Origin of the sequence: Aminobacter sp. LjRoot7, assembly GCF_964252895.1 — a bacterium.
In the GTDB taxonomy this organism is placed as follows: domain Bacteria; phylum Pseudomonadota; class Alphaproteobacteria; order Rhizobiales; family Rhizobiaceae; genus Aminobacter; species Aminobacter aminovorans_B.
Map to the genome: position 1 here is coordinate 232,599 of NZ_CAXUPX020000005.1, position 12,336 is coordinate 244,934.

The 12,336-nt window shown below is 63.5% G+C and carries 10 protein-coding genes; 5 read left to right on the forward strand and 5 right to left on the reverse strand.

The window, feature by feature from the left end:
• Positions 1-802: 802 nt before the first annotated feature.
• From ACSQ3E_RS16645 to ACSQ3E_RS16660, 4 genes are read left to right on the forward strand one after another with little or no spacing between them, the layout of a single operon-like run.
• Positions 803-1,615 carry a metal ABC transporter substrate-binding protein gene (locus ACSQ3E_RS16645; RefSeq protein ID WP_310320495.1) on the forward strand — a complete coding sequence of 271 codons (813 nt, stop codon included), beginning with the start codon at positions 803-805 and terminating at the stop codon, positions 1,613-1,615.
• On the forward strand, positions 1,612-2,523 hold the full coding sequence (locus tag ACSQ3E_RS16650; protein WP_436123557.1) for a manganese/iron ABC transporter ATP-binding protein: 912 nt from the start codon (positions 1,612-1,614) through the stop codon (positions 2,521-2,523). The genes ACSQ3E_RS16645 and ACSQ3E_RS16650 overlap by 4 nt, the downstream gene beginning before the upstream one ends.
• Positions 2,520-3,380 carry a metal ABC transporter permease gene (locus ACSQ3E_RS16655; RefSeq protein ID WP_436123558.1) on the forward strand — a complete coding sequence of 287 codons (861 nt, stop codon included), beginning with the start codon at positions 2,520-2,522 and terminating at the stop codon, positions 3,378-3,380. The genes ACSQ3E_RS16650 and ACSQ3E_RS16655 overlap by 4 nt, the downstream gene beginning before the upstream one ends.
• On the forward strand, positions 3,377-4,219 hold the full coding sequence (locus tag ACSQ3E_RS16660; protein WP_436123559.1) for a metal ABC transporter permease: 843 nt from the start codon (positions 3,377-3,379) through the stop codon (positions 4,217-4,219). The genes ACSQ3E_RS16655 and ACSQ3E_RS16660 overlap by 4 nt, the downstream gene beginning before the upstream one ends.
• 206 nt (positions 4,220-4,425) lie before the next feature.
• On the opposite strand, the gene ACSQ3E_RS16665 is transcribed toward ACSQ3E_RS16660, so the two are convergent.
• From ACSQ3E_RS16665 to ACSQ3E_RS16685, 5 genes are all read right to left on the reverse strand, one after another.
• Positions 4,426-5,538, reverse strand: coding sequence for an ABC transporter ATP-binding protein (locus ACSQ3E_RS16665; protein WP_310320247.1), 1,113 nt, complete (start codon positions 5,536-5,538; stop codon positions 4,426-4,428).
• A 27-nt stretch (positions 5,539-5,565) separates the two neighbouring features.
• Complete coding sequence (bglA, locus tag ACSQ3E_RS16670; protein ID WP_436123560.1) at positions 5,566-7,218, reverse strand: beta-galactosidase BglA; 1,653 nt, start codon at positions 7,216-7,218, stop codon at positions 5,566-5,568.
• Between the two features lie 17 nt (positions 7,219-7,235).
• Positions 7,236-8,390: a carbohydrate ABC transporter permease gene (locus ACSQ3E_RS16675; RefSeq protein WP_436123561.1), complete on the reverse strand. Its 1,155-nt coding sequence runs from the start codon at positions 8,388-8,390 to the stop codon at positions 7,236-7,238.
• A 1-nt stretch (position 8,391) separates the two neighbouring features.
• Positions 8,392-9,408 carry a carbohydrate ABC transporter permease gene (locus tag ACSQ3E_RS16680; RefSeq protein ID WP_436123562.1) on the reverse strand — a complete coding sequence of 339 codons (1,017 nt, stop codon included), beginning with the start codon at positions 9,406-9,408 and terminating at the stop codon, positions 8,392-8,394.
• Positions 9,409-9,600: 192 nt separating this feature from the next.
• Positions 9,601-10,956, reverse strand: coding sequence for an ABC transporter substrate-binding protein (locus ACSQ3E_RS16685; protein WP_310320255.1), 1,356 nt, complete (start codon positions 10,954-10,956; stop codon positions 9,601-9,603).
• Between the two features lie 356 nt (positions 10,957-11,312).
• Between ACSQ3E_RS16685 and ACSQ3E_RS16690 the strand changes: the two genes are divergently transcribed.
• Positions 11,313-12,332 carry a LacI family DNA-binding transcriptional regulator gene (locus ACSQ3E_RS16690; protein WP_436123563.1) on the forward strand — a complete coding sequence of 340 codons (1,020 nt, stop codon included), beginning with the start codon at positions 11,313-11,315 and terminating at the stop codon, positions 12,330-12,332.
• Positions 12,333-12,336: the final 4 nt, after the last annotated feature.

Here is a 12,336-nt window from a genome sequence, read left to right on the forward strand (position 1 = left end):
TTGTACGGGAGGTGTTTGGGGCGTGGAGAAACCGGCGCGGCTATCCACGGTGGTTGGTGACAAGGGGTGACAAGACTGACCGCGCTTTACGAAGCCAATCTTCCGCCTCTCGTTCCTTCGCACCCCCCTCTGGCCTGCCGGCCATCTCCCCCACAAGGAGGGAGATCACGCCGTCATCGACGCCGCGGCCAATCGCGAACGTCGCAAGGCTGGCCCATGCGAAGCTGCAGGATGGGAGCCGCCGGCGACGAGACTAATCTCCCTCCTTGTGGGGGAGATGGCCGGCAGGCCAGAGGGGGGTGCGAAGGATCGCGACGCAGGCGATCTGCGGGAGCTCCGCCTGGCGGTTGGTGTCCAAAAAAAATCTGAGAGCGTGGAAAAGCTCTCCACGCTTTCACTATCCCGTCCATCACTCACCTTAGTTACGTTACCGCAACCGCAACCGGCACTGTCTCCTTGAACCTCAAGCCAACCACCGGCGGCACGCTGGGCGCGTAGGCGACGATGGCTGCCTACCCCTCGCGGGGAGATGGCCGGCGATTGCCGTTCACACTGCGCAGCCAGCCCTCCTCGGAAGGTCAAGCAGGAACCATCAGCCTCCTACTTGCAAACGATTTGCAATTGCATTGACAGGCGCGCCAACTGCCATTAGGTAAGGCATCGTAGCTGCCGCCCGTTCGGTGCGGCATTCCGAAACGGGATTTCCATGACAGCACTTCGCACCACCTTCGCCGCCATCGCCTTGCTTGCGGCGGCGCTCGGGCTTTCGGCCTGCTCCCAGGAAAGCGCGGCGAACGACAAGATGAAGGTGGTGACCACCTTTACCGTGATCGCCGACATCGCCCGTAACGTCGCGGGCGACGCGGCCGAGGTGGAATCGATCACCAAGCCCAATGCCGAGATCCACAACTACCAGCCGACGCCAGGCGACATCCTGCGCGCCCAGAAAGCCGACCTGGTGCTGTGGAACGGGCTGAACCTCGAACTGTGGTTCCAGAAGTTCTTCGAAAACCTCGACGGCGTCAGCCAGGCCGTCGTCTCCGATGGCGTGGTGCCGATGGGCATTGCCGAGGGCCCCTACACCGGCAAGCCCAACCCGCATGCCTGGATGTCACCCGAGGCGGCGCTGATCTATGTCGAGAACATCCGCAAGGCCTTCGCCGAGAAGGACCCCAAGAATGCGGAGGTCTACGCCAAGAACGCCGCCGCCTATGCCGAGAAGATCAAGGCGACGGTGGCGCCGATCCACAAGGCTATCGAGACCATTCCCGCCGAGCGCCGCTGGCTCGCCACCAGCGAAGGCGCCTTCTCCTACCTGGCCCGCGACTTCGGCCTGAAGGAGGTCTATCTTTGGCCGATCAACGCCGACCAGCAAGGTACCCCCCAGCAGGTGCGCAAGGTGATCGACCTCGTCAAGGCCAACAACATTCCGGCCGTGTTCAGCGAAAGCACCGTGTCGTCGAAGCCGGCCGAGCAGGTGGCGCGGGAGACGGGAGCAAAGTACGGCGGCGTGCTTTATGTCGACTCGCTGAGCGATGAGAGCGGCCCGGTGCCGACCTATCTCGACCTGTTGAGCGTCACCACCCAGACCATCGTCAAGGGACTGACCCAATGACAATACCCCTGAAAGGGCGGCCCCAGGCGGAGGCCGCTCCGGGCAACGGGCTCAACGTTGCCAACATCTCGGTGACCTACCGCAACGGCCACACCGCGCTGCGCAACGCCTCCTTCGCCATTCCGCGCGGCACAATCACCGCGCTCGTCGGCGTCAACGGCTCGGGCAAGTCGACCCTGTTCAAGTCGATCATGGGCTTCGTGCCGCTTGCGTCAGGCAGCGTCGAGATTTTGGGACAGCCGGCGCGCGAGGCGCTCAAGAAAAACCTCGTCGCCTATGTGCCGCAAAGCGAGGACGTCGACTGGAATTTTCCCGTCCTTGTCGAGGACGTGGTGATGATGGGCCGTTATGGCCACATGAACTTCCTGCGCATGACGCGCGGCATCGACCGCGAGGCGGTGGACGCAGCGCTCGAACGCGTCGGCATGGCCGACTTCCGCAAGCGACAGATCGGCGAACTGTCGGGCGGGCAGAAGAAGCGCGTGTTCCTGGCGCGCGCGCTGGCGCAGGAGGGCGAGCTGATCCTGCTCGACGAGCCCTTCACCGGCGTCGACGTGCGCACCGAAGAAGCGATCATCGCGCTGCTGCAAGGCCTGCGCGACGAAGGCCGGGTGATGCTAGTGTCGACGCATAATCTGGGTTCGGTGCCGCGCTTCTGCGACCGCGCCGTGCTGATCAACCGAACCGTTCTAGCCGCCGGCCCAACGGCGGAAACCTTCACCAAGGCCAATCTGGAAAAGGCATTCGGCGGCGTGCTGCGCCAGTTCATCCTCGGCGGCTCCGAACTGCATGACGATGCCGACACGCGGCAGGTGACCGTGCTGACCGACGACGAACGCCCCTTCGTCATCTATGGCGACGGCAACGGCAATGACGGCGCCGCCAAGAAAGGCGGGCGCCGGAAATGATCTCCACGCTCCTGGAGCCGTTCGGCTACGGCTACATGCTCAACGCCATGTGGGTGTCGGCACTTGTCGGCGGCGTCTGCGCCTTCCTGTCGGCCTACCTCATGCTCAAGGGCTGGTCGCTGATCGGCGACGCGCTCTCACACTCGATCGTGCCGGGCGTCGCCGGTGCCTACATGCTCGGACTGCCATTCGCGCTCGGCGCGTTCCTGTCGGGCGGGCTGGCGGCTGGCGCCATGCTGTTCCTCAACCAGCGCACAAAGCTGAAGGAGGACGCCATCATCGGCCTGATCTTCACCTCCTTCTTCGGGCTTGGCCTGTTCATGATCTCGCTGTCGCCGGCCTCGGTGAACATCCAGACAATCGTGCTCGGCAACATCCTGGCGGTGACGCCTTCCGACACGCTGCAGCTGGTGCTGATCGGTGGGATTTCGCTAGCGATCCTGCTCGCCAAGTGGAAGGACCTGATGGTCGCGTTCTTCGACGAGAGCCACGCGCGCTCGATCGGCCTCAATCCTGATTTGCTCAAGGTGCTGTTCTTCATGCTGCTGTCGGCCTCGACGGTGGCAGCACTGCAGACGGTGGGCGCGTTCCTGGTCATCGCCATGGTGGTGACCCCGGGCGCGACGGCCTATCTGCTCACCGACCGGTTTCCCCGGCTGATCGTCATCAGTGTGGCGATCGGATCGATCACCAGCTTCGTCGGCGCCTATGCCAGCTACTTTCTCGATGGCGCGACCGGCGGCATCATCGTCGTGGCACAGACGCTGATCTTCCTGGTGGCCTTTGTCTTCGCGCCCAAGCACGGTTTGCTGGCGGCACGACGACGGGCGCGGCTGGAGCTGGAGGCGGGGGCATGATCGAAACCCTCACCCTGCCCTTCGCCTTCCCGTTCATGCAGCAGGCGTTTGCCATCTCGCTGCTCGTCGCAGTGCCAATGGCGCTGTTGTCGTGTTTCCTGGTGCTCAAGGGCTGGTCGCTGATGGGCGATGCCATCAGCCATGCGGTGTTGCCGGGCGTGGTGCTCGCCTACATCGCCGGCCTGCCACTGGCGGTCGGTGCCTTTGCCGCCGGCATGACCTGCGCGTTGGCGACCGGCTATCTCAAGCAGAACAGCCGGATCAAGGAAGACACCGTCATGGGCATCGTCTTCTCCGGCATGTTCGGCCTCGGCATCGTGCTCTACACCAAGATCCAGACCGACGTGCATCTTGACCATATCCTATTTGGCGACATGCTCGGCGTGAGCTGGAGCGATGTCGGCCAAACCGCCACCATCGCGCTGGTGGCGACGGGTGCCATCGGTTTCTTCCGCCGAGACCTGTTGCTGCATGCGTTCGATCCACAGCACGCCCAGGCCATCGGCCTGCCGGTCAAGCTGTTGCATTACGGGCTGCTGACGATCCTGTCTCTGACCATCGTCGGGGCGCTGAAGGCGGTCGGCATCATCATCGCCATCGCCATGCTGATCGCACCCGGCGCGATCGCCTACCTGCTCACCGACCGCTTCGAGCGCATGCTTGTTGTGTCAGTGCTAGTGGCGGTGTTGTGCTCGTTGTCGGGCGTCTATCTCAGCTTCTTCATCGACAGTGCGCCGGCGCCGACAATCGTGCTGTTGATGAGCCTGACGTTCGTGGTGGCGTTCTTCGTCTCCAGGCGGCGGACCGAGCTGAAGCAGAAGCAGGTGACGGTGGAGTGATCGGCCGGGTAGCCTTCTTCTCCCCGTCCTTACGGGGAGAAGATGCCGGCAGGCAGATGAGGGGCTGTGCGAACGTTGCAGCACTGCCCCTCACCCTTACCCTCTCCCCGCAGGCGGGGAGAGGGGGACGTCAACGTCCAGCCTCACCCTCGAACCTGCTGTCGGGGTAGCACAAAGGCAGCGCCACAAGCGGCTTGGTCAAAAGCCTATGCCGCTGCCGCAGCCAATCTGCGGCGGGCAAAGGAATGACCCTCACTGTCGAAGATATGCAGTTCGTCGGGACTGGCGGCGAGCCGAATCTTGGCACCGCGCTTGACCTCGACATTGCCGGGCAGCTTGGCCACCAGCGGCTGATCCGCGCGACCGATATCGACATAGACCAGTTGGACCTCGCCGAGCTGCTCGACATAGTCGACGAGTCCCTCGAACAGGTAGTCGTCACCGGTCGCAACATAGAGATCCTCGGGTCGGACGCCGAAGCTGACTGGCTTGCCCTGGGCCTCAGAGGGTGTCGCCACCGGAACAGAGCTCTTGTGGCCACCGACATGGCTGACAAGGCTCGTCTCGCCCGTCCTTTCGATGGTACCGGCAACGATGTTCATCGCCGGCGAGCCGATGAACTGGGCGACGAACAGGTTGCCGGGGTGTTTGTAGAGCTCCATCGGCGAGCCGACCTGCTCGATGCGGCCGTCCTTGAGCACGACGATGCGGTCGGCCAGCGTCATCGCTTCGACCTGGTCGTGGGTGACGTAGATCATCGTCGTTTCGGGCATCGACTCCTTGAGCTTGGCGATCTCGATACGGGTGGCGACGCGGAGCGCCGCGTCAAGGTTGGACAGCGGCTCGTCGAACAGGAAGACCTTCGGGTTGCGCACGATGGCGCGCCCGATGGCGACGCGCTGGCGCTGGCCGCCCGACATGGCCTTGGGCAGGCGGTCGAGATATTTGGTCAGCTGCAGGATTTCGGCTGCGGCGCGCACCCGCTTGTCGATCTCGGCCTTGCTTTCGCCGGCGATCTTCATGCCAAAGGCCATGTTGTCGTAGACCGTCATGTGCGGGTAGAGCGCGTAGGACTGGAACACCATGGCGATGCCGCGCTTGGACGGCGGCACGTCGTTGACCTTCTCGCCGGCGATGTGCAGTTCACCGCCGGTGATCTCCTCAAGCCCGGCGATCGAACGCAAAAGCGTCGACTTTCCGCAGCCCGACGGTCCGACGAAGACGATGAACTCGCCCGACTTGATGTCGAGGTCGATGCCGTGAAGAATGTTGAGATTGCCGTATGACTTCTTGACGTCCCTGAGCGTTAGATCGGCCATGGTTTCCTCCCAGTACCTAATTTGCGGTCAGACGAAGCGCCCGAACCAGGCGCCGTAACCACCGAGCCGGACTGCGCCGGCATTGGCATTTCCATCGAGTCCATGCCCCGGCAAGGGCTGCAGACCACGACCTCCGAGGTCGATGTTAGCCGGCGCGCTGCCAAGATTGAAGACGCAGACGACCTCCTCATTGCCTTCGCGGCGGGTGAAGGCGACGACGTCGTCCTCAGCCTTGAGGAAGGCGATCTCGCCCTTGGCAAGCGCCGGATGCGAACGGCGGAAGGCGAGGAAGCGCCTGTAGTGCTCGAGCAGCGAGGCCGCATCGCCCTCCTGCGTGTCGACGGCCTTGGCAAGATGATCCGCGGGCACCGGCAGCCAGGGCTTGGCCCTGGAGAAGCCGCCATTGGCGGCGTCCTTGCTCCACACCATCGGCGTGCGGCAGCCGTCGCGGCCCTTGAACTCGGGCCAGAAGCGGATGCCATAGGGATCCTGCAAATCCTCGAAGGCGAGGCTGGCTTCGGTCAGGCCGAGCTCCTCGCCCTGGTAGATGCAGACCGAGCCGCGCAGCGACATCAAAAGCGCCGAGATGACCTTGAGATAGGCGGTGCGGTCGGCCTCGCCCATGCCCCAGCGCGAGGCGTGGCGGACGACGTCGTGGTTGGAAAAAGCCCAGCACGACCAGCCGTCGCTGGCGGCCTTGCCGAAGTCTTCGAGCACGGTACGCACCTTGGCGGCCGAGATCTTTTCCGGCGCCAGGAAGTCGAAGGCGTAGCACATCTGCACCTTGTCGCCGCCGGCGGTGTAGGAGGCAACAACCTCCAACCCGCGCTGGGAATCGCCGACTTCGCCGACGGCAGCGGCCGCCGGATACTCGTCGAGCATGGCGCGGAAGCGAGCGAGGAAGTCGAGGTTCTCCGGCCGGCTCTTGTCGTAGATGTGGTCCTGGAAATTGTAGGGATTCACCGCCGGCGCTGTCTGGTCGTTGCGCTCTTCCGGCGGCAGCGCCGGATTGTCCTCAAGGCCTGCCGAATGGAAGTAGAAGTTGATGGTGTCGAGGCGGAAGCCGTCGACGCCGCGGTCGAGCCAGAAGCGAGCAACGTCGAGCAACGCGTCCTGGACATCGCGGTTGTGGAAGTTGAGGTCGGGCTGCTCGGACAGGAAGTTATGCAGGTAATACTGCATGCGCCGGGTGTCCCACTGCCAGGCCGAGCCACCAAAGATCGACAGCCAGTTGTTGGGCGGGCTGCCGTCCGGCTTGGCGTCGGCCCAGACGTACCAGTCGGCCTTGGCGTTGTCGCGGCTCGCCCGGCTCTCCTTGAACCAGGCGTGCAGGTCGGAGGTGTGCGAGATGACGCCGTCGATCATCACCTTGAGGCCGAGGCGGTGTGCTTCCGCGATCATCGCATCGAAGTCGGCCAGCGTTCCGAACATCGGGTCGATGTCGAGATAGTCCGAGATGTCGTAGCCGAAATCCTTCATCGGCGACTTGAAGAAGGGCGAGATCCAGACGGCATCCGCGCCAAGGGAGGCGATGTGCGACAGCCGGTCGATGATGCCCCGGAGGTCGCCGATGCCATCGCCGTTCGAATCCTGATAGCTGCGGGGGTAGATCTGGTAGATCACCGCCCCGCGCCACCAGTCGCGATCGACAGCGGTTTCAGGGTTTTCGAACTTGCGCATTGCGGCTTGCATCTGAGCTAGCCTCCCTTGACTGAGCCCGCGAGCAGGCCGCGGACGAAATAACGTTGGAGCGAGAAGAACACGATCAACGGCACGATGATGGTGACGAAGGCCGAGGTGGTGAGGATTTCCCAGTCACCGCCGCGCGAGCCGAGCAGCGCGTTGAGCTTGCCGGTCAGCACCAGCTGGTCGGAGCCTGAGCCGAGGAACACCATCGCCACCAGGAGGTCGTTCCAAACCCAGAGGAACTGGAAGATGGCGAAGGAGGCGAGCACGGGGAAGGACAGCGGCAGCACGATCTTGACGAAGATTTCGAAGTCGCTGGCGCCATCGATGCGGGCCGACTCCATGATCTCGCGCGGCAGGCCGGCGATGTAGCTGCGCAAGAGATAGATGGCGAACGGCAACCCGAAGCCGGTATGCGCCAACCATATGCCAAGATAGGTCTTGGCCGGTACGCCGAAGAACAGGCCGACGCCGTTGTAGAGCTTGAGCAGCGGGATGAGCGACATCTGCAGCGGCACGACCAGCAGGCCGATGATGACGGCGATCAAAAGCGCGCGGCCGGGAAAGCGCATCCAAGCGAGTGCATAGGCAGCATAGGCGGCGATCAGGATCGGGATGATGGTCGCCGGGATCGTCACCGTCAGCGAGTTGATGAAGGAGCGGCCGATGCCTTCCGAAAACAGCACGGTGCGGTAGTTGTCGGTGGTGAAGCGCGGCGGGGCCGAGGCCGAGAAATAGACACGCTGGCCACGAGTGATCTCAAACGCCTTGGGCGAGGACATCACGTAGGAGCCGTCGTCATTGACCTGGAGCGTCACACCCTCGCCGAGGTCGGCGGCGGTGCCGACTTCAAACTGCGTCGGCTGCTGCGCCTTGGTGCCGAAGGCAGTCACGGTGCGGGCATCACCGGCACCGAACAGATTGCCCATGATCAGGAACTTGCCGTCCTTCTCGACCTGCTTGTCGGCGGCATCGGTGCGGCCGGCCTCGGTCTGCGACGAGGTCGAAAGTGCCGTCCACCAACCCGAGACGATGAGCTGGTCCTTGTCGCGCAGCGAACTGATCAGGATGCCAAGCGTCGGGATGGTCCAGATGGCGACGAAGACGAGGACCGCGATGTGGACGCCGAAGCGGCCGATGAAGGATCTTCCCCTTGAAGCAGCCATGTCAGTGCCCTCCCCCGCCTTCGCGATTGGCCTGGCGGATGTTCCAGATCATGATCGGAACCACCGCGAGCATGATGATCACGGCGATCGCCGCACCGCGGCCGAAATCGCCGCCGCCACGGAACATCCAGTCGAACATCAGATTGGCCAGCACCTGGCTGTTCCACTGGCCGTTGGTCATGGTGAGCACGATGTCGAAGACCTTGAGCACCAGGATGGTGATCGTGGTCCAGACCACAGCGATCGTGCCCCAGATCTGCGGCACCATGATCTTCCAGAAGATCTGGAACGGGTTGGCCCCGTCGATGACGGCTGCCTCGATGGTCTCCTCGGGAATGCCACGCAGGGCAGACGACAGGATGACCATGGCAAAACCGGTCTGGATCCAGATCAGGATGACCATCAGGAAGAAGTTGTTCCAGAACGGCGTCGAGATCCACACCTGTGGATTGCCGCCGAGATACTGCACCGCGGCGTTCAGGATGCCGATCTGGGTCTGGCCTTCGGCGCGGTACTCGTAGACGAACTTCCAGATGACGCTGGCGCCGACGAAGGAGATGGCGAGCGGCAGGAAGACCAGGCTCTTTGCGACGTTGCCCCACCAGATCTTGTCGGTGAGCACGGCGATGATCAGCCCGAAGAAGGTGCAGGCGGCCGGAACGACGGCGAGCCACAGCAGGTTGTTGAAGATCGAATTGCGGAACTCGCGGTCGCCGAAGGCCCAGCTGTAATTGGCGAAGCCAACGAAATTCTCGCCGCCGCGATCCATGAAGGAGAGCCTGAGCGTCTCGATCACGGGATAGACGAGGTAGACGGTGACGATCAGCATCGCCGGGCCGACGAATAGCCATGGCCGGATCAGGCCCTGGCGGCGCAGATTGTCGACAGCGGCAGCGCCGGAGACACCGCGCGAGGGAAAGACCGCGTCGAGGATCTTGTTGGCGCCCCAGTAATAGACGACGCAGCCGCCGACGCCGATGATGATGGTGAAAATGGCCGAAAGTATCTGTGCGGTCATGGGGTCAGTCCCTTTTCAACGGGCTGGTTCGAGCAGACTGCCAGTGTTGGAAGGAAGCCCCCTCGCCCGCTCTCCGCGACACGCCGGGGCGCCTCTCCCGGCGGGAGGGGGACCGGGTCGGGGCCGTCGGGGCCTCCCCCATAAGGGGAAGGCGTCCGCGAAGCGGCAAGGCGAGGGGACTAACTCGGACCCTTACTTGATCGCGTCCCAGCTCTTCTGGATATCGCCGGCGACATCGGCTGCGGGCTTGCCGCCGACGAGGTCGATCATGCCGGTCCAGAAGGCGCCGGCGCCGATCTTGCCGGGCATCAGGTCGGAACCGTCGAAGCGGAAGGTCGAGGCGTTGACGAGAATGTCGCCCTGCTTCTTCAGCGCGTCGTTGGCATAGGCCTCCTTGTTCGCCGTCTTGAGCGGGGTCAGGAAGCCCGACTGCGCCATCCAGATTTCGTGGGCCAGCGGCATCTTCAGGAAGTCGATGAAGGCGCGCGCGGACTTGGAGTCCTTGGCGATGGTGAACAGCGTGCCGCCGCCGAGCACGGGGTTGCCGAGCTCGGGCTTGGCAGCGAAGGGCGGAAGGTAAAAGAAGTCCGCACCCTCGCCAAGTTTCGTGCCCTCAGGGAAGAAGGACGAGATGAACGACGCCTGGCGGTGCAGGTAGCATTTGGGCGGAACAGCAAACAGGCCCTTGGGGCTATCGCGGAAGTCGGTTGCGGATACTGCCGCCTTGCCGCCGTCGACATATTTGTCGTTGGTGGCGATCTTGGCGAAAATGTCGAGCGCGTTGACGACCGCCGGATCGTTGAACGGAATCTCGTTCTTGGTCCACTTGTCATAAACGTCGGGCGCCTGGGTGCGCAACATGATGTCTTCGACCCAATCGGTGGCCGGCCAGCCGGTGGCACCACCCGAACCCAGACCGATGCACCATGGCACGCCGCCGTCAGCGACGATCTTGTCGGTCAGGGCCTGCATCTCTTCCCAGGTCTTGGGAACCTCATAACCGGCTTCCTCGAAGTTTTCCGGCACGTACCAGACCAGCGACTTCAGATCAGCCTTGAACGGGAAGCCGTAGAAGCCGGGCTTGCCGTCCTTGTCCTTGTAGGTGCCGAGATCGACCCACGACTGGCCGGCGCCGTAGTTCTCCTTGACGAAATTGGCGGTGCCCTCGTCGAGTGGCGTCAGTAGACCCTTGGAGGCCAGATCCTGGATCAGGCCGGGCTGCGGCAGGATGGCGATGTTGGGCGGGCTGCCGGCCTGGGTGTCGATGACGATCTGCTGTTCGTAATTCTCGGACGACGAGTAATTGATCGTGGCGCCGGTGGCCTCGCTGAAATAGTCGAGCACCGAACGCGCCAGCGCTTCGTCTTCGCCGCGCCACGGCCCGAAGATCGAGAGCGTCTCGCCCTTCAGGTCGACCTTCTTGAGTTCGTCGAAATTTGCCCAGGTGAAACGGGCGTCCTCGCCCGGCTTGAACTTCAGCTCCGCTGACGCGGGCGCGCTCAGGGCGACGGCAGCAAAAGCCACGCCCAGCAACAGGGTCTTCCTCATGGTCTTCCTCCCAGTGGATCGAAAACTCCGGACGGAACCTCCATTCCGCCCGCCTGCACCGCCCCGAACTGTGCCCCAGTCTTGCGTGAGCTGCAACTGCTTCACGTAACGGCATTTCAAAGCGCTTTGGATGATCACATCACGCCACTGGAATTGTCAGGAGTCAAGAGGCTAGCTCAACTAATCGATTTAAATTTGGTGGCAGCGTGCGCTGCAGCATGCTTTTTGGGCACCTCGCGAGTAGATTTCGCTTCAAAGCAAGCAGTCCGGCGGCTATTCTTGCCGGCAACACGCAGCTGCTTCGCCCGACATCAGGGGGAAGCTCGATTGAAAGCGCTTTGGGAATCGGAGCCGAGGTGAACCTCAAGCAACTGTCACAGATGCTCGAACTCTCGCAGACGACGGTGAGCCGTGCACTGAACGGCTATCCCGAGGTCAGCGAGGAGACGCGTCGGCGCGTCACCGATGCCGCCAAGCGCCACGGCTACCGGCCGAACCCGAGCGCACGCCGGCTGGCGACCGGCAAGGCCGGCATGATCGGCTACGTCATGCCGACGGGAGCGTCGGTCGACATCGATCCGCATTTCGTCGAGTTCCTGTCGGGCCTCGGCGACTATGCCCGCGGCCACGAGCTCGACCTGGTGCTGAGCCCGGCCGATGCCCAGGACGAGGAGACCACCTACCGCCGCATCGTCGCCAACAAGCAGGTCGACGCGCTCTACATCTCCGCCCCCTACAATGCCGACAAGCGCGTGGCGCTGGCCCACCAGCTCGGCATCCCCTTCATCGTGCATGGCCGCAGCGAAGGGCTCGATTTCGACTATCCATTCATCGACATCGACAATGAAGGCGCCTTCCACGACGCGACGCGGCTGCTCGTCCAACTCGGCCACAAGCGGGTGGCGCTGATCAATGGCGACGACACCCAGACCTTCGCCATCTTCCGCGAGCGCGGCGTGAGACGCGCGCTGGCCGAAAGCGGGCTGGTGCTGGAGCCGAAGAACATCCGCTCGGAGGTCATGACCGAGGAGAACGGCTATCGCGCCGCGCGTCGGCTGCTCGAGGGGCCGGATGCGCCAACGGCGATCGTCTGCTCCAGCCTGCTGATGGCGCTCGGCATCGTGCGCGCCGCGCGCGACCTCAACCTTTCGATGCCGCGGGACCTCTCTCTGGTCAGCCACGACGACGTGTTCCACTGGCTGAAGCCCGAGCATTTTTCGGTGCCGCTGACAACAACGCGCTCGTCGATCCGCGCAGCCGGCGCCCGTGTCGCCGAAAGGCTGGCAGCCCGCATCTCGGGACTGGAAGATGGCGCGCGCGGCGAAATCTGGCCGGTCGACCTGGTGGTGCGCGGGTCCATTTCAGGCGTGAGGTAGGAAA

Excerpts from the sequence above, each read along its gene's own strand:
- ACSQ3E_RS16675 (WP_436123561.1), bottom strand. The coding sequence starts at position 8,390 with ATGGCTGCTTCAAGGGGAAGATCCTTCATCGGCCGCTTCGGCGTCCAC.
- ACSQ3E_RS16650 (WP_436123557.1), top strand. The coding sequence starts at position 1,612 with ATGACAATACCCCTGAAAGGGCGGCCCCAGGCGGAGGCCGCTCCGGGC.
- bglA (WP_436123560.1), bottom strand. The coding sequence starts at position 7,218 with ATGCGCAAGTTCGAAAACCCTGAAACCGCTGTCGATCGCGACTGGTGG.
- ACSQ3E_RS16665 (WP_310320247.1), bottom strand. The coding sequence starts at position 5,538 with ATGGCCGATCTAACGCTCAGGGACGTCAAGAAGTCATACGGCAATCTC.
- ACSQ3E_RS16645 (WP_310320495.1), top strand. The coding sequence starts at position 803 with ATGAAGGTGGTGACCACCTTTACCGTGATCGCCGACATCGCCCGTAAC.
- ACSQ3E_RS16685 (WP_310320255.1), bottom strand. The coding sequence starts at position 10,956 with ATGAGGAAGACCCTGTTGCTGGGCGTGGCTTTTGCTGCCGTCGCCCTG.
- ACSQ3E_RS16660 (WP_436123559.1), top strand. The coding sequence starts at position 3,377 with ATGATCGAAACCCTCACCCTGCCCTTCGCCTTCCCGTTCATGCAGCAG.
- ACSQ3E_RS16655 (WP_436123558.1), top strand. The coding sequence starts at position 2,520 with ATGATCTCCACGCTCCTGGAGCCGTTCGGCTACGGCTACATGCTCAAC.
- ACSQ3E_RS16680 (WP_436123562.1), bottom strand. The coding sequence starts at position 9,408 with ATGACCGCACAGATACTTTCGGCCATTTTCACCATCATCATCGGCGTC.